Origin of the sequence: Lentzea sp. NBC_00516 (assembly GCF_036346835.1) — a bacterium.
In the GTDB taxonomy this organism is placed as follows: Bacteria; Actinomycetota; Actinomycetes; order Mycobacteriales; family Pseudonocardiaceae; genus Lentzea; species Lentzea sokolovensis.
The window spans coordinates 2,227,392-2,248,099 of sequence record NZ_CP107840.1 but is presented as its reverse complement, the minus strand read 5'-3'; the positions used below and the strand labels follow the sequence as shown (position 1 = coordinate 2,248,099).

15 protein-coding genes are annotated in these 20,708 nt (G+C 68.9%); 11 read left to right on the top strand and 4 right to left on the bottom strand.

Annotated features, from left to right (window positions below):
- Positions 1 to 999 precede the first annotated feature (999 nt).
- Positions 1,000 to 4,260 (bottom strand): AfsR/SARP family transcriptional regulator, encoded by a 3,261-nt coding sequence (locus tag OG205_RS10205; protein WP_330275951.1) that lies wholly within the window; start codon positions 4,258 to 4,260, stop codon positions 1,000 to 1,002.
- Positions 4,261 to 4,380: 120 nt separating this feature from the next.
- Here OG205_RS10205 and OG205_RS10200 point away from each other — a divergent pair, with 120 nt between their 5' ends.
- The 3 genes from OG205_RS10200 to OG205_RS10190 all read left to right on the top strand — a co-directional run bounded on the left by OG205_RS10200 (position 4,381) and on the right by OG205_RS10190 (position 7,773).
- Positions 4,381 to 5,541, top strand: a complete 1,161-nt coding sequence (locus OG205_RS10200) for an SGNH/GDSL hydrolase family protein (protein WP_330275950.1) — start codon at positions 4,381 to 4,383, stop codon at positions 5,539 to 5,541.
- Positions 5,534 to 7,000 (top strand): FAD-dependent monooxygenase, encoded by a 1,467-nt coding sequence (locus OG205_RS10195; protein ID WP_330275949.1) that lies wholly within the window; start codon positions 5,534 to 5,536, stop codon positions 6,998 to 7,000. The genes OG205_RS10200 and OG205_RS10195 overlap by 8 nt, the downstream gene beginning before the upstream one ends.
- Before the next feature lie 65 nt (positions 7,001 to 7,065).
- Positions 7,066 to 7,773: a DUF998 domain-containing protein gene (locus OG205_RS10190; RefSeq protein WP_330275948.1), complete on the top strand. Its 708-nt coding sequence runs from the start codon at positions 7,066 to 7,068 to the stop codon at positions 7,771 to 7,773.
- Positions 7,774 to 7,835: 62 nt separating this feature from the next.
- Here the strand turns inward: OG205_RS10190 and OG205_RS10185 are convergent, their stop codons facing one another.
- Positions 7,836 to 8,654 (bottom strand): ROK family protein, encoded by an 819-nt coding sequence (locus tag OG205_RS10185; protein WP_330275947.1) that lies wholly within the window; start codon positions 8,652 to 8,654, stop codon positions 7,836 to 7,838.
- Positions 8,655 to 8,698: 44 nt separating this feature from the next.
- On the opposite strand from OG205_RS10185, the gene OG205_RS10180 reads away from it, so the two are divergent.
- From OG205_RS10180 to OG205_RS10160, 5 genes are all read left to right on the top strand, one after another.
- The gene (locus OG205_RS10180) at positions 8,699 to 9,040 is read left to right on the top strand and encodes a hypothetical protein (protein WP_330275946.1); all 342 of its coding nucleotides are present in this window, start codon (positions 8,699 to 8,701) and stop codon (positions 9,038 to 9,040) included.
- Between the two features lie 534 nt (positions 9,041 to 9,574).
- Positions 9,575 to 10,750 carry an ABC transporter substrate-binding protein gene (locus tag OG205_RS10175; RefSeq protein ID WP_330275945.1) on the top strand — a complete coding sequence of 392 codons (1,176 nt, stop codon included), beginning with the start codon at positions 9,575 to 9,577 and terminating at the stop codon, positions 10,748 to 10,750.
- Between the two features lie 155 nt (positions 10,751 to 10,905).
- Positions 10,906 to 13,689, top strand: coding sequence for an immunoglobulin-like domain-containing protein (locus tag OG205_RS10170; protein ID WP_330275944.1), 2,784 nt, complete (start codon positions 10,906 to 10,908; stop codon positions 13,687 to 13,689).
- Positions 13,690 to 13,895: 206 nt separating this feature from the next.
- Entirely contained in the window at positions 13,896 to 15,560 is a 1,665-nt protein-coding gene (locus OG205_RS10165; protein WP_330275943.1) for a cellulase family glycosylhydrolase, read from the top strand.
- A 533-nt stretch (positions 15,561 to 16,093) separates the two neighbouring features.
- Positions 16,094 to 16,897, top strand: coding sequence for a helix-turn-helix domain-containing protein (locus tag OG205_RS10160; protein ID WP_330275942.1), 804 nt, complete (start codon positions 16,094 to 16,096; stop codon positions 16,895 to 16,897).
- Here the strand turns inward: OG205_RS10160 and OG205_RS46750 are convergent.
- Positions 16,810 to 17,025 carry a hypothetical protein gene (locus tag OG205_RS46750; RefSeq protein WP_442916813.1) on the bottom strand — a complete coding sequence of 72 codons (216 nt, stop codon included), beginning with the start codon at positions 17,023 to 17,025 and terminating at the stop codon, positions 16,810 to 16,812. The two genes, OG205_RS10160 and OG205_RS46750, sit on opposite strands and share 88 nt — an antisense overlap.
- Positions 17,026 to 17,257: 232 nt before the next feature.
- Entirely contained in the window at positions 17,258 to 18,115 is an 858-nt protein-coding gene (locus tag OG205_RS10155) for an NAD-dependent epimerase/dehydratase family protein (RefSeq protein ID WP_330275941.1), read from the bottom strand.
- Between the two features lie 121 nt (positions 18,116 to 18,236).
- Between OG205_RS10155 and OG205_RS10150 the strand changes: the two genes are divergently transcribed.
- The 3 genes from OG205_RS10150 (at position 18,237) to OG205_RS10140 (ending at position 20,703) form a co-directional block, all read left to right on the top strand.
- Positions 18,237 to 19,127: a LysR family transcriptional regulator gene (locus OG205_RS10150; protein WP_330275940.1), complete on the top strand. Its 891-nt coding sequence runs from the start codon at positions 18,237 to 18,239 to the stop codon at positions 19,125 to 19,127.
- A gap of 207 nt (positions 19,128 to 19,334) precedes the next feature.
- Positions 19,335 to 20,207 carry an integrase core domain-containing protein gene (locus OG205_RS10145; RefSeq protein WP_330275939.1) on the top strand — a complete coding sequence of 291 codons (873 nt, stop codon included), beginning with the start codon at positions 19,335 to 19,337 and terminating at the stop codon, positions 20,205 to 20,207.
- Between the two features lie 187 nt (positions 20,208 to 20,394).
- The gene (locus tag OG205_RS10140; protein WP_330275938.1) at positions 20,395 to 20,703 is read left to right on the top strand and encodes a hypothetical protein; all 309 of its coding nucleotides are present in this window, start codon (positions 20,395 to 20,397) and stop codon (positions 20,701 to 20,703) included.
- The last annotated feature ends 5 nt before the right edge of the window (positions 20,704 to 20,708 follow it).

Sequence of the window (20,708 nt, the reverse complement as noted above, 5' to 3'; positions counted from 1 at the left end):
GACCAGCGGCCGCCAACTCGAACATGGTGGCACGGAGCGGTCATGGTTTCCCGCACTCGATGCCACCTTCATCAAGCTGGCGTAGCGCCTGCAGGCCATCAGGCTGCCAACCTCCGTCACCAGTTCCGCGATCGTGATGACAGCGGCGACCATTGCTCCGTCCCCAGGAAGTGCTCGTTGCCTGATCACCTTCGAGTGGTCTCGGGTCGCCTGCGCCGAGATGGATCTGGTGACGTGATCGCCGTGGTGGTCGAGACGATTGCCGCTGTCGAGAACGCGGCCGGCTGAAGTTGCTCCGCCAGACCGTTGCGGGTCAGCGCGCGGAGGGCGAACTCGCCTTCCGGGGTCGTCGAGGACGGCGTGCGCGAGACCGCCGCCTCGCTGGCCGGTAGCGCCGACCACGGTGATGGTCTGCTTGCCGGGCATCGGGACTCGTGGCAGCAATCGCCGGCAACGTCGACCCGGTCACCGAGTCGACCGGACATCGCGGTCCGGTGAGGGCCTGCGACGTCGCGCTGGTTCACGGGTGCCGCAGCGGGAGGATCCCCACGTGGTAGGCCAGTGCGACCGCGTGTGCGCGGTCGTGGGCGCCGAGGCGTCGTCGGACCTGCTGGACATGGGTTCTCACCGTGGCCACGGTGCGTTCAGGTTCAGCGCTATGTCCTGGTCGTTCTTTCCTTCGGAGACGAGTGCGAGTGCCTGGCGTTGCCGCGGGGTGAGCACGGGATCCGATCTCCGATCATCCGCTTTAGGTGGCAGGTGGCTGTGAGCGGGGAGCGGGGAGCGCATCTGATGTCGCCTCAGGCGCGTGCGGTCTCCTGACAACCTGCTGCGTCGTGCAGGTCGACGCGAAACCACGTTGATGCCGGGAGTTCCAGATGTTGGCATGCTGGCTGATGGGCAGCCGGTCGTGTTCGCCAGGGGATTCTGGCCTGCTCACCGCGGAGGAGTTGAGTGGTGAACCGGACCACAGCGCACGGGCCGGGTGACATCCCTGCCTCACAGGCCTGCGGTCATGCCGTGCGGATCGGCCGCGCTCAAAGCACTCGTCGCGTCCAGCTCCCAGCCTTTCGCGTACGCCGCGGCGAATTCCTCGCCCAGCGCGGCTTCTCCTTCGCGGGTGAGTGCGCGGATCTGCGGATCGGTGGTGTCGTGAGCGCCGCGGAGCCGGGCCGCGACGCCGAGGAGAAACGCTGATCGGTGTTGTTGTCCGCACGTCGCGGCAAAGGCGGCCGTGTGCACGGTCACCGAGGACAGGACCGGCAGTTCGTTCGTCGTCAGTGCGGCCGCGTACGCCCGGCGCAGTGCCTGGTCTGCGCCGGGCAGGTCGCCTGATGCGAGGCAGAGTGCGGCCCGCGCGTTGCCGGCCTGCGTTCGTGCGTGGCCGGAGGGAGAGGCGGCGTCGGCCAGGGCCCGTTCGGCGCCGTCGAGCAGGCCGGCCGCCTGGACGAGGTCGCCGAGCCGGATCTGGAGGTGCGCCTCCCAGACGTCGAGCAGGACCGGCATCTCCGCCGAGGACGCGCGCAGCGCACGCTCACGGGCGGCGCGGATCAACGCCGCGGCCTCTTGGATGTCGTCACGCCGCAGGTGCAGGTCGATCCAGCGCAGGTCGCGGTAGAGCTGGTCGCCGACGCTGAGTGATCCCAGCTCATCGGCCAGCGTCCAGGCCTCCCGCAGGTCGGTCAGCGCACCGTCGAGGTCGTCGTAGCGCCGCAGTTGGGCGCGCATCGGCAGGACGGCGGCCTGGGCCCAGCCGTCGCCGGCTTGCCGGAAGCGCGTCAGGGAGGCCTCGACGTGGGCTCGCATCCGGTCGAGCGCGCCCGCGTTCTCGGCGAACTCGGCGAGGAGCATGTGGGCCAGCCCGGACAGCCACACGTCCTCTCCTTCCGCCAGGTTCCGCAGGATCGCGGGTGCGGTCTCCTCCTCCAGCAGGAACAGCAGGACCGGGCCGTACACGCGGTGGTGGGCGGGCAACTGCTCATGTCCGAGCAGGCGGTGGGCGAGCTCCAGCATCTCCGCCTGGTCGTCGGCGGCCTGCGTGGCGGCGTCTCCCGACATGGCGTCCGCGCGGTTGAGCAGCTGGACGGCTCGTGCGCAGTCCCGTTCGGGCGTCGTGTCGCCACCGGGCACGGCCAGCGCCTTGCCCAGCCAGTGGGCGCCGTCCAGCTGGCGGCCGAACACCTGCCAGTACCAGACCAGGCTCAGAGCCAACGTGATCGCGCCGCTGGAGTCGTGGGTGGCGCACCGGTGTCGCAGGGCTGCGAGCGTGTTGTCGTACTCGGCGCTGAGGACCTCCATGGTCGCCAGCTGGTCGTGCCCGCGCAGCAACGGATCGTGGTGTGCCGTGAGTTCGGTGAAGTGGGCGGCGGCGAGGTCACGGGCGGTGCCCAGTTCCTCGGCGGCGGTCAGGCGTTCGATGCCGTACTCGCGGAGGGTCTCCAGCATGCGGTAGCGGCCGGTGCCGGGATCGAGTTGGAGCAGGGACCTGTCGACGAGTGCGGCGAGCAGGTCGGGGACCTCGGCTGTGGGCACGGTGGTGCCGGAGCAGACCGCCGCCGCGGAGGCGGGCGTGACGCCACCCGGCAGGACGGAGATCCGTTGTGCGACAGTGCGTTCGCGCTCGTCGAGCAGTTCCCAGCTCCAGGCGATGACCGCGCGCAGGGTGCGGTGCCGGGGTGATGCGGTGCGGCTGCCGGTGGTGAGTAGCCGGAACCTGTCGGAGAGTCCGGCGGACAGGTCACGCAACGACAACGTCCGCAGCCGGGCGGCGGCCAGCTCGAGCGCCAGGGGCATGCCGTCCAGGCCGCGGACGATGTCCTTGATCAGCGGCAACGTGGACGGATCGACCTGGATGCCTGGCCGGACGGCGGCGGCCCGGTCGACGAACAGGTGCACCGAAGCCGTACGACGGGACTCGTCGACGTCGTCGCCGGGGTCGGGCAGTTCGAGCGGTCCGAGCGGCACGAGCGCCTCGCCGTCGACCGCGAGCGGCTCGCGGCTGGTGGCGAGCACGTGCAGGCTGGGGCAGCGCGTCAGCAACGCGGTGACCAGGTGGGCGACGGCGTCGACCAGGTGCTCGCAGTTGTCGACCAGCAGCAGGACCTGCGTGCCGCCCAGCTCACCGGCCAGGACGTCGAGCTCGTCACCGTCGGCCCGCCTGCGCGGGGCGAGCGCCCCGCCCCGGGACCCGATCGCGGCGAGCACGGCCGCCGCGATCTTCGCGGGTTCGGTGACGGACGCGAGATCCACGAACCACACGCCGTCGCGGTACTGGTCGCGGTGACGACGGGCGGCCTCCAGCGCCAGCCGCGTCTTTCCCGCACCGCCGGGGCCGAGGACGGTCACCAGGCGGCCGGTGGCGAAGAGGGCTCCGATGCGGGTGAGGTCCTCGGTCCGGCCGATGAAGCTGGTCAACGGAGCCGGTAGGTGCGCGGGTCGGACCGGAGCGGGTTCCGCCCGGCGGTGCGTCTCTGCCGATACCGCAGTTGCCGCGCCCGTTTCAGGTCGCAGCAGGCGCAGATGCCGTTCCCGCAGGGCGGATCCCGGCTCGGCGCCGAACACCTCCGCGAGGGCTTGGCGGATCTTCTCGTAGACGGCCAGCGCCTCGGCCTGACGCCCGGCGACGGCGAGTGCGTCCAGCAGCAGCGCGGCGGCCCGTTCGTGGACGGGGTGCTCGGCCAGCAGCGCGGTCAGCCGGGCGACGGCCGCCTCGGTGCGTCCCAGCGCCAGTTCCGCCTCGGCGAGGTCCGTGACCGCCTCGATCGACACCTGTGCCAGCCGGGTCGCGACCGCGGGTGCGACCGCGGCGATGACCACCTGCTCGGCGCCGGGGTGAGCACCCCACAACGCCACGGCCTCGGCGAGAACGGTGCCCGCGGCCTCCGGGGCCTCTGTCCGCAGCCTCTCCCGGCCGGCGGCGGCGAGCTGTTCGAAGCGCGACACGTCCACGTCCGCCGCGTTCACCGCCAGCCGGTAACCGCCCGCGACCTGCACGATCACGCCACCGGCCGGGTCTGCCGGGCTGAGCGCGCGGCGCAGCCGGGTGACGAGGGTCTGCAGGGCGGAGGCGGTGCCTGCGGGCGGGTCCTCGCCCCAGATCGCGTCGACCAGCACGCCGGGTTCGACGGGGCGGCCTCCGGCGAGTGCCAGGCGGACGAGCAGGCCACGCAGTCGCGCGCCCGGCACGGACAGGATGTCCTCGCCGCGCGACACCTGGAACTCGCCGAGGAGCGAGACGCGAAGCCGTCCACCTGCGTCCATTCCGCGATCTTCGCGTGCCCGTCCGCCCAGGCCAAATCTGGGTGGGCTTGTCAGCGCATGTGCGCGCGATGTCAGCGCCGTGTGCGTCCCGTGCAAGCGACGCGCCGCACTCTTCGCCCCATGACCGAGATCGAGAACGCCGGCTGGGTCCGGACCTGGGGCACGTCCCCACAGATGACCGACGCCGTGTTCGCCGACGTGACGCTGCGCCAGGAAGTGCGCATCAGCGGCGGTGGGCGGCGGGTGCGAGTCCGCTTCACCAACGAGTACGGCACCGCCCCTCTGACCATCGGTGCGGCGCGGCTGGGCGTCGCGGTGCCCGGCGGAAGCGTCGCACCGGGCAGCGACCGGGTGCTGACCTTCGGCGGCCGGGCTGCCACCACCATCCCGGCGGGGGCGCCGGTCCTCAGCGATCCGGTGGACCTGCCCCTCGACGCGCTCACCCGGTTGTCCATCAGCCTCCACCTGCCGGGCAGGGTCGAGGCCTGCACCGGCCACGACATGCCGCTGGAAGTCGGCTGGGCGATCCCGGGCAACGCCGTGGCCGACGCCGTTCTGCCCGCGAACGCCGAGCCACTGGAGGTACGTGCCCTGATCTCGGCGGTCGAGGTGGTGCCCGACGGCCCGGCGAAGGTGGTTGTGGCGCTGGGCGACTCCCGGGTCGACGGCGCCGGCTCGACCGTCGGAGGCGCCCGCAGTTGGCCGGACCGGCTGGCCGAGCGCGGTCTGTTCGTCTCCAACCAGGGGATCAGCGGCAACCGGCTGCTGAACGACGGGCTGGGCGCGTCAGGTCTGGCCCGCTTCGACCGCGACGTGCTGGCGACGCCGGGCCTCACCCACGTGGTGGTGTCCATCGGCGGCAACGACCTCGCCATCTCCCTCGCTCCGCGCGACGACGGGCCGCTCGCCGAGTTCCTCGCGATGTTCCCCGGCGATCCGGTGACGGTGGACGACGTCATCGCAGGCCATCGGCAGTTGATCGCCCGAGCGCACGACCGGGGGGTGAAGGTCTACGCCGCCACGATGGCGCCCTACGAGGGCGACGACATCTTCAGCCCGGAAGGCGACGCCGCGCGTCACGCGGTCAACGACTGGATCCGGACGAGCGGCGCCTTCGACGCGGTCCTCGACTTCGACGCCGTGTGGCGTGACCCGGCACGGCCGAGCCGGATCCGGGACGACCTGCACGCGGGCGACCACCTGCACGGCAACGACGCCGGCTACCGGGCGTTGGCGGACTCCATCGACTTGTCGCTGTTCAAGGAGCTCTCGCATGCATGACGTGGTGATCGTGGGCGCCGGCCCGGTGGGCCTGTTCCTGGCGTGTGAGCTCGGCCTGGCCGGCTGCGACGTGCTGGTGCTCGAACGGGAGCCGGACCCGCGCACCGCCTGGAAAGCACTCCCGCTCGGGATGCGCGGCCTGAACGCGGGATCCGTCGAGGCGTTCTACCGCCGGGGCATGCTGTCCGCCCTGGGCGTCCCCGACGACCCGCACACCTCTCCGCGCGCTCTGAGCCATTTCGCCGGTATGACGCTCGATCCGGCGAAGGTCGACGTCACGACGCTGGCCAGCCCGGCGCTGGAAGGAGTGATGACGAGCCTCGAAGCGGTCGAGTCGATCCTGTCCGAGAGGGCGGTTGCGCTCGGCGTGCGGATCGAACGCGGCGTGGTGGTCGACGCCGTCGTGCAGGACGACGAGGGCGTGGAAGCGAGAGCGGGCGAGCAGGTCTACCCGGCTCGCTGGCTCGTCGGTTGCGACGGCGGCCGCAGCGCGGTGCGCGGCCTCGCGGGCTTCGGCTTCGCCGGCACCGAACCGCAGCTGACCGGCTACACCGCCCTCACCACGATCGCCGACCCGGAGAAGCTGAACGGCGGCTTCTCCCTGACGCCGCAAGGGATGTACCTGCGGACACCGATCGAGGGACACATCGGCATCATGGACTTCGACGGCGGGGTGTTCGACCGCTCGCAGCCGCCGACGCGCGATCACCTGCAGGAGGTGCTGCGCCGGGTCTCGGGCACCGACGTGACGCTGAGCGAGGTCCACCTGGCCTCCAGCTTCACCGACCGCGCCATGCAGACCACCACCTACCGGCAGGGCCGGGTGCTGCTCGCCGGCGACGCCGCGCACGTCCACTCGCCGCTCGGCGGGCAGGGACTGAACCTGGGCATCGGCGATGCGCTGAACCTGGGGTGGAAGCTGGCCGCGACCGTGCACGGGCACGCCCCAGAAGGCCTCCTGGACACCTACACCGGCGAACGCCACCCGGTCGGCGCGCGCGTGCTCGACTGGTCACGCGCCCAGGTGGCGGTCATGCGACCGGGCGAGAACGCCCCGGCGCTGCAGAGGCTGGTCCGTTCTCTGCTCGAGACCGGCCACGGGACGACCTACGTGTTCGAGCAGACCTCAGGCCTGTCGAACCGGTACGACGTGGGCTCCGGGCATCCGCTGGCCGGCCGGAACGCCCCGGACTTCCGCCTCGAGGACGGCACTCGGCTGGGAGAGCTCCTCGCAGGTGGACAAGGTGTCTTGCTCGACTTCCGCGGCGAGCTGGACCGTGTCGCGCGGGGGTGGGAGGACCGGATCCGTCATGTGGCCGGGCGAGCTCAGGACGACCTCGGACTCGACGCCGTACTGGTCCGGCCGGACGGCGTCGTGGCCTGGGCCGGTGAGCCCGGGGAGTTCGAGCGGGTCGCTGAGCGCTGGTTCGGCACGTCGCTGCTGTCGCTGTTCAGCTGACTCGACCACGTCCGCCCGGCCAGACCGCAACTGTTCCAGATCGATTCGGACCACAGGAGAGAACCGTGAACGCCACCGAGCCTGAAACCGCTGTCCAGCAACCACTTCACCCACCCTCGGTCCCGCAGCGCCGGGGCGCCGGGGCGCTGTTCATGGCCAGCGGCGGGATCTACCTCACCGCGGAGTTCATCGCCGCCGCGGCGTGGACTGATCCGGCGTACAGCTACACCCACCACTTCACGAGCAACCTCGGGGTCCGCGGCCCTGTGACCGCGTTCGGGCAGTTCATGTACTCACCCCTCTGGTGGGTGATGAACACCGGCTTCTTCCTTTTCGGACTCGTCGCCCTGGCCGGTGTCATCGCGCTGAGGGGACTGCCCGCGAAGCGTCGCGTGCCGGCGGTCCTCATGGCCGCACTGCTGGCCATCGGCGGCATCTTGCTGTCACTCTTCCCCGGATCCGGGGAATCGGCGGACAGCGGCGGGACCGACTACCACGCACTGGGTGCCTTCGTGGGGTTCTTCAGCGCCAACGTCCTCATCATCCTTCTCGGCAGGATGCACGGACACCTGGGAATCACCCGCAGGCTGGGGAGGACCCTGGTGGGGGCTGGAACCTTCGGCTTCGTCTCGCTGGCGGTCCACATGGCCGTCCTCGCATCGGAAACCGGCGTCCTCATCGGACTCACCCAGCGCGGCATCATCTACCCGTTCCTGATCAGCATGATCATTGTGGGGGTGGCACTGCGGAAGCGCCGGCTTCCGGCAGCGTAGAAGCGAATTTCAACCACTGACAAACGACGTCGACCACGCCGTGAGCGCGTTCGTGCCAACCGTCAGCGAAGGTTCGCGTTCTGGGACGGCGGACCGCTGACGGCCACGTTCCACTTCGGACGCCGCCGGGTCCCGGCTGGTGCAGTATCGGATTCGTTCACCCTCGGTCGCGCACGGGGTGGGAGGCCGGCGCCGGTTCGTCCACGGTGAGACTCTCCGGCAGCCGCTGGACCGCGTGCAGGGGCACGAGCTCGGACTGCAGCACCATGGCGGCGGCGCCGATCGCAGGGTGCCGTCGCAGCCGTGTGGGAAAGCCGCACCTCGACCTTGTGGACGCCGCGTGCGAAGAAGCCTCGGTCGAGTTCTTCACGCACGATCGGCAGGTACACCGATCCCGCGATGGCGAAGCCCGGTCCGGTGAGCACGAGGAACTCGACGTCCATGACGTTCGCCAGGGTGCGGGTGGCCACCGCGACGTACCGGGCGGAGCGTTCGAGGATCGCGGTGGCCTGTGGTTCGCCCCGGCGGGCTGCACGGCTCACCGCGGCGAACTCCGCTGTCAGGGAGTTGCGGGATCCGCCGGCGCCGACCAGATGCGCCAGTGCCCGGTTCGCGCGCGCGGCCGCGACGACGGCGACGGGTCCGGCAAGTGCCTCGACGCATCCGCGAGCCCCGCACCAGCACTCGGGACCCGTGATGTCGACGCACATGTGTCCGATCTCGCCGGCGTTGCCGCTGCTGCCGCGATAGGTGATGCCGCCGATCACGATGCCCGCGCCGATGCCGCTTCCCATGTAGAGCGCGGCAGAGGTCGAGGCACTTCCCATGCCGCCCGACCAGTGCTCGCCGAGCACCGCGGCCGTGGCGTCGTTGTCCAGCACGACGGGCAGGCCGGTCGCGGATCAGCGGACGGGCGCGGTTCGACGTGGTGCTGTGGGTGCCGGCGTGGGCAGGGGAGTTCACGGTCACGGTCAACGGTGAGAAGCAGCGGCTGAACGCCTTGCCCGGCACCTACGTGACCTTGTACTTCCGCCGGGTAGAGCCGAAAATCATGTTCGCGGGCGTCGACTCCGGTGTCGCGAACCCCGTGCGCGCGGACGGGTCCACGCTCCTCGACGAGGTGTGGGTGGCCGCGCCGTTCTCCGCCAAGAACGTGTTCGTGGACCGGGTGAACGCCGTGGCACGGCGGTGGGTGGGGGAGGGCCTGATGTCCGTCGCCGACCACGACGGCGTGATCCGCACGGCACGCAACGCGCCGATCCGATAGCGCTCCTGGGTGGTTCGGCCGCTGGCACCGCGCAATATGAGCGTGCGCGCGCATACGGCACCCAGATTGCGCCTATAGCGTCGATTCGACTACCCCCGTCGAATCGACGTCGAATTCGACACTGGCGGAGGTTGGTCTCCGTCATTCATTGTCAAGTCAGGTCCGCCGCACACGCGGTGTTGCCTGTTCAGGGCCACCCAAGATCATGGTTGATTGTGCAAACACACTGGTGAGCGAGGGTTTATTACATTTGCGCTGACCATGGGAAGAACTACTTCAAAAGCGAATTAAGATCACGTACTGTGCCCGATCGGAGCGCGGTACGGGGAACAGGTTCATACGACTGAGTGCGCTCGTGACCTCTTTCGAGGCGGCGACCACGCACGTCTTCGAAACCGACCTGTTCGACTGAACATCCGAGGGGATCCATCCATGGGGCAACGCCGCTCGTTCAGAGCCGTGTCCGCGGTAGTGGCGTGTCTGGTCGCGTCCGCATGTTCCGCCGCAAAGCCTGCGCCGACGCCAGAACGCGAGGTGACGGTCGCGGTGTGGGGCAGCGACCTGGACGCCAGGACCTACCAGCAGCGCGTCGACCTCGCGAGCGACCGCGTCGACGGGGTGACTGTCAAGCTGGTGCACATGAAGGACGGCGACTACGGCGCGAAGATCCAGAAGATGATCTCGGAGGGCGACCCGCCCGACATCATCCAGGTCGCCGAGTCCGTGCACAGCTACAGCAGCAAGAACCAGTTGCTGCCGCTGAACCCCTTCATCGACGCGGAGAAGCTCGACCTCGTCGGGAGGTTCGGCGAGCGGGCCGCGCGCTCCTACGACCGCGAGGGCAAGACGTGGGCGCTGCCGGACCGCAACGGCCCGATGGTCCTGTACTACAACAAAGATCTCTTCGACAAGGACGGTGTCGCCTACCCGACAGCCGACTGGACGTGGCCTGACTTTCTGGCTGCGGCGCAGAAGCTGACGGTCAAGAACGGCGAGAAGGTCATGCGGTACGGCTTCGCCGCCGGCGACTGGTGGCCGTGGTGGATGGCCTTCATGCTGCAGAACGGTGGCAGGATCCTCGACGACGCGGGCAAACCGGTGATCAACTCGCCGGAGAACGTCAGGGCGATGCAGTTCTACGTCGACCTGGTGCACAAGCACCACGTCGCGCCATCCAAAGTGGACTACGAGGCGCTCAAGGTCGGGAACCCCGACGAGCTCTTCGCCCAGGGCAACGCCGCCATGATCATGACCGGCTTCTGGAACATCGCCTCGCTCAAGGACGCTCCGCAGGTGCGGTGGGGCATCTCGCCGCTGTTCAAGAACACCAAGCAGGCGACGATCTCGTTCCAAAGCGGCTTCGCGATCACGAAGTCGAGCACGCGTCCCGAGCTCGCGTTCAAGGTGCTCGACTTCCTGACGAGCCCGGAGGGGCAGAAGCCCATCGCCACCAACGGCCAGGACGCTCCCGCCAACCGGGAGGTGCAGGACGGTGAGGACTTCCTGCGCCCGGCGTGGGCCATCGGCGACGTGAACATGGACGCCTTCAAGCAGTCGGCCGAGTTCGCCTACGCGCCACCGATGACGCCGGAGTGGGGCGGCATGCAGAAGGCGTTCGGGACGATCATCGGTGAGATCTGCGACGGCGTGGTCACGCCGAAGGACGGCTTGGCGGCGGCCCAGCGCTCACTGGAGAGCCTGGGCAAGTGACCGCTCGGAGGGCGGGCCTTCTCCCGCCCTCCGAGGTTGCATTGACCAGCTATCGAGTGCCAGCTATGTTGGCGCTCACATCAGGGACTGTCCGCGTGTTCCCCTTTGTCACCCGTGTTCTGGGCACCTTCGCGTGCCCGTCGGGAAAGGCCGGCATGTCCTTTCGTCCTCTCACTTTCACGTCGGCGCTCGTCGCCGTCGGCCTCACCGCGGCAGGGCTCGCGATCTCGGTCACGACCAGCTCCGCGGCCACGCTCGACGACGGTCTGGTCGTGCACTACGACCTGACCCAGGCCTCCGGTACCACGGTGGTCGACACCTCGGGCACCGGCGGTGACGGCACCGTCAGCGGTGACACCACCTGGCTGGGCGCCGAGGGCCTCCGTCTCGGTGGCGTCAACGGCCACGTTCGCCTGCCGGACAACGTGATCCGCGGGCTCACCGACGTCACCGTGTCGGTTCAGGTCGACCTCGCCGCCGATCAGTCCCTTCCGTACTTCCTCTGGGGCCTCGGCAACACCCGCGGCAGCAGCGGCAACGGCTACCTGTTCGCGACCGGGGACCAGTTCCGAGCGTCGATCGCGAGCGGTGACTGGTCGACCGGGCAGACCGTCGACAGTGGACGGAACCTCGCCAGGGGCGGCTGGCGCACGATCACCTACACGCTCGGCGGCGGCACCGCGATCCTCTACGAGGACGGTGTCGCGGTCGCCAGGAAGACCGGCGTGACCACCACTCCCGGTTCGATCGGCGACGGCGCCACCACGGCCAACTACCTCGGCCGGTCGGTCTACCCGTCCGACCGGTTCCTCAAAGGCAAGGTCCGCGACTTCCGCCTCTACGGCCGTGCGCTAGGTGCCGGCGAAGCGCGCGAGCTCGGAAAGCAGACGGCATCGGCCAGGCCTGCCACCGACGTCGCGAGGCTCGCCCTGGGCGACACCACCGCCGTGACCGCGGACATCGCACTGCCCACCAAGGCCTCGGGCGGATCCGCGATCTCCTGGGCGTCGAGCAGGCCTTCGGTGGTGTCGGCGACCGGCGTCGTGACCCGGCCGGCGCCGCGGACGGGCAACGCGACGGTGACGCTCACCGCGACTGCCACGTACGCCGGCTACACCGCCACGCGCGACTTCACCGCGACGGTGCTGGAGGACATCACCGACCAGCAGAAGGTCGACAACGCCCTGAAGGACGTCGTGATCCACGACGAGAACGCGATCCGGGGCAACATCACGCTGCCGGCCAACGGTGACCGTGACGTCAGGTTCGCCTGGCGCAGCAGCGATCCCCGGGTTGTCACGGCAACCGGCGAGGTGATCAGGCCGCCGTACGGGTCGAAACCGCGCATCGCTCGTCTTTCGGTCACGGCGACGAAGGGCTACGTAAGCGGCACCCGCTACTTCACACTCACCGTCCTCCCACTGCCGAAGAAGGCGGCGATGGAGGGGTACCTGTTCGCCTACTTCACCGGCGAGGCCGACCAGGACACCGAGCAGGTGCACTTCGCGGCCAGCCGGGGCGACGACCCGTTGCACTGGGACGAGCTCAACGGCGGCCGCCCGGTGCTGAGGTCGGAGCACGGCGAGACCGGCGTGCGCGACCCGTTCGTCATCCGCAGCCCGGAAGGGGACAGGTTCTTCCTCGTCGCGACCGACCTGCAGATCAACGACGGCCGCGGCTGGGACGCGGCGATGCGACACGGCAGCAGGTACCTGGAGATCTGGGAGTCGACCGACCTCGTCACGTGGTCGGACCAGCGGCACGTCCCGGTGTCGGACGCGACCGCCGGCATGACGTGGGCTCCTGAAGCGACCTACGACCCGTTGATCGGCGCCTACGTCGTCTACTGGGCGTCCACTGTGTACTCGTCGGCGGATCCGGACCACACCGGCTCGACCTACCCGAGGATGATGTACTCGACCACCCGCGACTTCCGCACGTTCACCACCCCGCAGGTCTGGAACGACCCAGGCCGTGGCGTGATCGACTCGACGGTTCTCAGGGACGGCGAGTACTACTACCGCCTCACCACCGACGAGAAGGTCATCGGTTCGTGCCAGCGGGACATCGTGCTCGAACGCTCGAAGGACCTGCGCGCGGTCGACCTGCCGGGCGCCGGACCGCGCAACTGGGAGCTCGTCGACGACTGCGTCCGCACCGGGCTCGGCACCGACTGGGTCGAGGGCCCGACCGCGTTCAAGTCCAATGACGGCAAGAAGTTCTACGTCTTCCTGGACGAGACGCCACGCCGCGGCTACATCCCGTTCGTGACCGACTCGCTGGCGAACCCGAACTGGTCGATCCCGGCGGACTACCAGCTTCCGGCGAAGCCTCGGCACGGCACGGTGCTGCCGGTGTCGAAGGCCGAGCTCGAACGGCTGCGGCAGGGCCCGCCACCGGCGCGTGCCGACAAGAACGGCGTGATCGCCGACTACGACCTGACCGGCGGAGGGGGCCAGGTGGTGGCGGACCTGTCCGGGAACGGCCGCAAGGCGACGATCCAGGGTGATGTCACCCGCTCGTCGGCCGGGCTCGTGTTCGGCGGTGCGGACGGTCACCTCCTGCTGCCGGACGACCTCACGGCCGGGCTCGACGGGATCACCGTCTCCGCGCAGGTGCGGGTCGATTCCGCGCAGCAGGACCAGTACTCGCTCTGGGACATCGGCGACGTGGAAATCGGCGGCACACGTGCTTTGCGGCAGGGCAATTGGCACACCATCACCTATACGTTGTCGAATGGAGTGGCTCGAATGTTCGACGACGCCGTCGAATTCGCGCGCCTGGACGGCGTCACGACGAAACCGCGTGAACTCTGGGGCGGCAGCACGACACCGAACTCGGCCGGCAGGCACCTCAAGGGCAAAATGCGCAGGTTGACGGTGTGGAACCGGGCTCTCGCACCACCGGAGATCGCCGCCGTGCAGCGCGGTCAGCGGTAAGGCAGAGGTCTTCCCCGGCATCCCGATGGCCGGGGAAGACCTCGATTTCTGTGCACGTTCCCGATCAAGACCTCAATCAAGGGCTTGATTCGATCACGGATCTGCTGTTCCATCTGAACTTGTCGCCGCACGCTCCTGTACGTTCACAGATCTCCGATCTGTGACGCATTGACAACGTTGTCAAATCTGGTGCCGATGGAGGACTCGTGGCCACAAGAACAAGCCTCGCGAGCGTGCTCGCACTGATCGCGTCATTGCTGTTCGTCGCGGCTCCGGCTGCTTCCGCTGCTCCCGCCTCCGCTGACACCACCGCGGCGGCACCCACGCGGATCATGACGCTGGGCGACTCGATCACCGGCTCGCCCGGCTGCTGGCGGGCGTTGCTCTGGCGGCACCTGCGCGACACCGGGTACACCAACGTGGACTTCGTCGGCACGCTGCGGGCACCTGGCTGCGGGTTCGCCTACGACGGTGAGAACGAGGGCCACGGTGGCTACCTGGCCACGAACATCGCGCGGGACAACCAGCTTCCTGGCTGGTTGAACGCCACCCGGCCGAACGTCGTGCTGATGCACCTGGGCACCAACGACGTGTGGAGCAACATCCCGGCTCAGACGATCCTCAACGCCTACAGCAAGTTGCTCGGGCAGATGCGGGCCGGCAACCCGGCGATGAAGCTCGTCGTCGCGAAGATCATCCCGATGACCCCGGCCAACTGCTCGGCCTGCGCGCAGAGGGTCGTCGCGCTGAACAACGCGATTCCCGGCTGGGCACGGGCGAACAGCACCGCGGCCTCCCCGATCACCGTGGTCGACCAGTGGGCCGGGTTCAACACCGCCACGGACACCACCGACGGCGTGCACCCCAACGGCACCAGCGGCATCCAGAAGATGGAGAAGCGCTGGTACCCCGCCGTTGTCTCGGCGCTGCGCGGCGTGCGGTCCGAAGACGTCTCGGCGGCTGCCGTCGGTCTGCGCGTGAACGGCACGCGGGTCGTCGAGGCGAACGGTTCCAACTTCGTCATGCGCGGTGTGAACCACCCGTACGCCTGGTACCAGAGCCAGTCGAGTGCCTGGGCGAACATCAAGTCCTTCGGTGCCAACACGATCCGGGTCGTGATGCAGAGCGGGCAGCGGGCGGCCGCGACGCCGGCGTCCGAGGTCTCGCGGATCATCGGGCTGTGCAAGCAGAACAAGCTGATCTGCGTGCTCGAGGTGCACGACACCACCGGATACGGCGACGAGGGCGGCGCCGCGACCCTGGACCAGGCGGCGAACTACTGGGTCGGCATCGCGAACGTCCTGAAAGGCCAGGAGAACTACGTCATCATCAACCTCGGCAACGAGCCGTTCGGCAACAACGCCTCGGTGAGCTCGCGGTGGGCCAGTTCGACAACAGGCGCGATCAGGAAGCTTCGCGGCGCCGGGTTGCAGCACCTGTTGATGGCCGACGCGCCGATGTGGGGTCAGGACTGGCAGAACATCATGCGCACCAACGCCCGTTCGGTGTTGGACTCCGATCCGCAGCGCAACACGGTGTTCTCCATCCACATGTACGGCGTCTACAACACCGCGGCGAAGATCAACGCGTACTTCGACGCGTTCCGTTCGGCGGGACTGCCGTTGGTGGTGGGCGAGTTCGGGCACAACCACAGCGACGGTGACCCGGACGAGAACACGATCATGGCGCAGGCCCAGTCTCGCGGTCTCGGGTACATCGGGTGGTCGTGGAGCGGCAACGGTGGCGGCGTCGAGTACCTCGACCTGGTCTACTCGTTCAACCCGTCGCGGCTGACGCCGTGGGGACAGCGGTTCCTGAACGGTGCCAACGGGGTTCGGCAGACCTCGAAGCAGGCCACGATCTACGGCTGAGCCCCGCCTCGTCCACGGGACTGTGGTCCGGTTTCCGGGAGTGTTCCTGGAAACCGGACCTCCTGACCGGGGTGCGTCCGGCTGGGTCCGACGGGTGTTCACGTTCGGGATCCGAGTCAGCCGGGCTGAGAGCGCCACGCCGCGCGGTTGAGCTGGAGCGCTGTGCGTGCCGAGAAATACGGCCGTGCACGTCAGCAGGCGTCGACGTGTTAGCGATCATCATCCGGCATGATCGCGGCCGTGCTGGTCCGCTTCGCCTAGCTCGCCGTCTCTCACGCCTTTGCCGCGCTGTGGCTCTTGCGCATGACCGATCGTGAGAAGGATGTCGAGATCCTCGCGCTACGCCATCAACTCGCGGTCCTGCACCGGCAACTCGGCAATCAGCGCCCACGATTGCGGCCAGAGGACAGGGCGTTACGCGCAGTCCTGCTAGTGCCTTTGGCCCTCGCGACGTTGCGTCGGCTCCGGCTGCTCGTCAGCCCGGACACGGGCTGAGGTGGCATCGCGACCTGATCAAGCGCCGCCATGCCCGCTTGAGTGTGAACCAGACGCCCGGACGTCCGCGCACGGTCGCTTCGATCCGCCGTCTCGTCTTACGCCTGGCAACCGAGAACCCCTCGTGGGGATATCGACGCATCCACGGCGAACTCGCGCTTCTCGGAGTTGCGATCGCCGCATCGACGGTGTGGGAGATTGAAACGATCACGCTGACAGGCCAGCGCCAGTACATCCTTTCCGTCATCCACCACGTCAGCCGGCGTGCATGGACAGTCGGCACCACCGCCCACCCCACCCCTGCCTGGGTCACCCAGGCCATCCGCAACCTGCTCATGGATCTTGAGGACACCGGATATGCCGCGCGGATCAGGTTCCTCATCCGCGACCGCGATGCCAAATACCCCGCGTTGATCGACGATGTCATCGGTTCTGCGGGGATTGAGACGGTGCTAACCGGTGTCCGGATGCCCCGCATGAACTCCATCATGGAACGCCGGTCCGGCCGTGGCGAACACCTCCGCGAACCGGTCGAGGCACATCCGCCTCGTAGAGCTCCAGCCCTGAGCCATCACGACGCACGGCGCCGGTCCGCCGGCCCCTCCGGCGTCGTAGAACCAGCCTCGCAGCAACGCTCCTTCGGCATCGAGCTCGATGTAGTGCCCCATCATCGCTCTCCCGGTCCCGGACGTCGTGCCCCAGACGGGGGAGACGTGCACCTCGGCGGCGGCGTGGGTATCGAGCCACCGCTCGGTCAGCCCGAGCGCGGCGGGCAGGATGACCCGGTCTTCCCGCCCGCGTCCCCATTACCCACGACGCTCAGCGCGGCGTCGCCGGGCTGAGCGTCCCGCACGACGAACCCCGCCAGGCTCACGCAGGAGGCGAACCGGTGCGGCGCACACCGCATGAGTTGATGGGCCATGGCACCACCTTGCGAAAAGCCGAGCAGGCCGATCGACGGCGCCTCGATCGTCTCCAGCCACTAGAGCACATCCGGCGCCGCTGCGTTCGCCATCTGCGGCCGCGCGTCCCCGATCGGGTTCCCCGCGCAGGGAAACCAAGCACAAAGCGGCGCGATCAGCCGGTACGGATGCGTCTCGTCGTAGCTCCAGCCGTGCAGCATCACCAGCAGCGGCCGTGACTCCGTGGGTGTTCCGCTTCGGACTGCAGCACCGTCGCGCGGTCCAGTCCCGGTTTCCGGTTCATCCGGCGGCGAACTCGGTGAGCGGGTCGATGTGCACCGGCGTCCATCCCAGCTCGCGCTGCGCCTTGACAGGGGTGAGCTGCTGGTCGAGCGCGAAGGCGTCGGCGATGGGGCCCATCTGCTCGCGGGCCTGCTCGATGCTGAGGGAGACGGTCTTACCCTCGAGCCCGGCGCCGCGGGCGCAGGCTTCGGCGACCTCCTTGGCGGTCGGGTTGGCTCCGCTCACGCCGAGGTACACCGAGCCCGTCGGGGCCGACAGCGCCGCCACGTAGAGCCGGGCGAGGTCGTCGAGGTGGATCAGGGCCCAGTGGTTGCCGCCGTCGCCGATGTACGGGATCGCGCCGTTTTCCTTGCCCGGCTGGACGAAGAAGATGTCGATCAGGCGGTTGTCTCCGCCGTGGAGCAGACCGGGGCGCACGATGACCGGCCGTCCGCCGGCGGCGGCCCTGGCCAGCACCGCGTCTTCGACGGTCTTGCGCCAGGCCACGATCAACGGCGGGTTCCACGGCGCGCACTCGTCCTGCACGCCGTCGGTGTCGCCGTAGACCCAGCTGCCGCCGGTGTGCACGTACGTGCCGCCACCGACCCCGCCCTGCATCGCGGTGGCGGCCGCCAGGTCCTCCTCTCCGCTGGTGGCTTGGGCGAGGTGGATCACGGCTTCCGCCCGCGCCGCGGCGTGGGTGAGCACGTCGAGGTCGGTCAGGGCGCCCCGGACCGCGCTCGCACCGGCCGCGGCCACGGTCGCCTCGGCGCGGTCGCTGCGGGCGAGCGCCTCGACGGTGTGCCCGGCGCGCACCAGCTCGCCGATCGTCGCGCGGCCGATGTAACCCGAGCCACCGGTGACGAAGACCCTCATGACTGTCCCTTCCTTCGCGTTCTGTTCCTCCTCCACCGTGGCCCCGGCACCCAGGGGGCGTCCAAGACCCGTTCCGCGCGCTGTGATGCCGCATCGGCATCAGCGGCCTGCGATGATGGGAGTGATCGGACCGGAAGTGGTGAGCGACGTGGACTTCGACCTGCGCAGGCTGCGGTACTTCGTCGCCGTGGCCGAAGAACTGCACTTCGGGCGGGCCGCCGCACGGCTGCACATCGCCCAGCCCGCGCTGTCGCGCCAGATCCGCGCCCTCGAGGACGCGCTGAGGACGGCGCTGTTCGTCCGTGACCGCCGGACCACGGTCCTCACCGCGGCGGGCGAACAGCTCCTCGCCGACGCCCGCGACCTGCTGGCAGCGGCAGAAGCCGCGCACCGCCGGGTCACCGCCGCGGCCGAGGCGAAGCCGGTGCTCACCGTCGGTTTCATGCCGGGCATCGTGGTCACCCCGGCGGTGCGAGTGCTGGTCCGCCACAGGCCGGACGTCTGCGTCCGGCTGCTGCGCACGAGCTGGCACGACCAGGTGGAGGTCGTCCACGACGGCCGCGTGGACGTCAGCATCGTTCGGCTGCCGGTCGACCAGCGCGGGCTGACCGTGCGGCCGCTGTTCACCGAACCCCGCGTCGTGGTGGTGCCCGCCGGTCACCGGCTGGCCGGGAAGGAGTCCGTGTCGGTCACCGAACTCGCCGACGAGCACCTGCTGCAGGACCCCGCCGCCGTCCCGGAGTGGCGGGACATCGCCCTCGAACTGCGCAAGCGGGACCGCCCCGAAGTGCCGCACGTGAACAGCGTCGAAGAGAAGCTGGAACTCGTCGCCGCCGGAGCGGGGATCAGTATTCTCCCCCTGTCGACGGCGACGTACTACACCCGCCAGGACGTCATCGGCATCCCAGTCGAGGACATCGGACCGAACCAGGTGTGCCTGGCTTGGCTCGCGACACGCCGGTCACCCCTCATCGACGCCTTCGTCGACGCCGCGGCAAGCCTGGTGCCCTGATCTCGACAAGCACGCAAGTCGGCTTGCGCGAACGCACCGCCTGGTCCCCTTGGGCGCTGCCGACCCTCGGGCCCCGAACTCAGCTCACCCGACAAGTGACTGGACGCCGCCTCTCGCCACCGTGACTACTGTCGACGGCTCTGTGCGTGCCGAGAAGTACGTCCGTGCAGGTCATCGGTATCGGCAAGTTGCCGATCGTCGTCCGGCATGATCGCGGCCGTGCTGGTCCGCTTCGCCTACCTCGCCGTCTCCCACGCCTTCGCCGCGCTATGGCTCTTGCGCATGACCGACCGTGAGAAGGACGTCGAGATCCTCGCGCTACGCCACCAACTCGCGGTCCTGCACCGGCAACTCGGCGCTCAGCGCTCACGATCCGCCGTCTCGTCCTGCGCCTGGCAACCGAGAACCCCTCGTGGGGTTATCGACGCATCCACGGCGAACTCGCGCTGCTCGGTGTCGCGATCGCCGCATCGACGGTGTGGGAGATCCTCAAGACTGCCGGCATCGATCCGGCCCCCGCGCCGGACAACCGTTACCTGGGCTGACTTCCTGCGCTCGCAGGCGGAGGCGATCCTGGCGCTGGACTTCATTGAAACGGTCACGCTGACCGGCCAGCGCCAGTACATTCTCGCCGCCATCCACCACGCCAGCCGGCGTGTATGGATCGTCGGCACGACCGCGCATCCGACCCATGCCTGGGTCACTCAGGCAATCCGCAACTTGCTCATGGACCTCGAGGACACCGGATACATCGCGCGGATCAGGTTCCTTATTCGCGACCGCGACGGCAAGTACCCGGCAGTGATCGACGAGATCCTCGGCACCGCGGGGATCGCGACGATCCTGACCGGCGTCCGGGTGCCTCGCATGAACTCCATCGTCGAACGTTGGGTGAAGACGCTTCGCGCCGAATTGCTGGACCGGACACTGATCTGGAACCGCACCCACCTACGGCACGCGCTGCGCGAGTACGAGCGGTACTACAACGAGCACCGAACCCACCGATCACTCGCCGCGGCAGCACCCCTGCGAACCCGGCCCAGCCTCTTGAGCCAGGCCAGATCGAACACCTCAACGTAGATCGACAGGACCGTCTCGGCGGAGTCATCCACGAGTATCACTATGCCGCTTAACCTGCATGGATGAGGTTTTCGACACGCACAGGCTCAACGTAGACGTTCAGGCGTGCTCTCTCGAGAGTTTGCGAAAGTACCCCTTCGGCTGGAAAGCCCAGCGGGGTCGAGGCGGCCGCTGTCATGCTGCCCTGGTGAAGTACGACAAAGACGCCATCGCCGCGTTCGCCGAGGTGTTCGACGCGGCGCGCGAGCAGGTCGAGGAGATCCGCTCGTCGATGATGAAGCCGGAGCTGACCGAGGCCGAGTTCGGCGAGTCGTGGCACGCGGAGGGCACCGAGTTCGTCCGCCAGTTCGACCGGATCGAACTTGACCTCGGCGACCTGGCGGAGGTGCTCGAGCACATGCGCACCGCCATGACCGAGTCCGCCGAGACGATGGCCGGCACGGACAACGCCCAGCGCGTGCGGATGAACGCTGTGCATCGGCCGGAACAGGGGTGACGGTT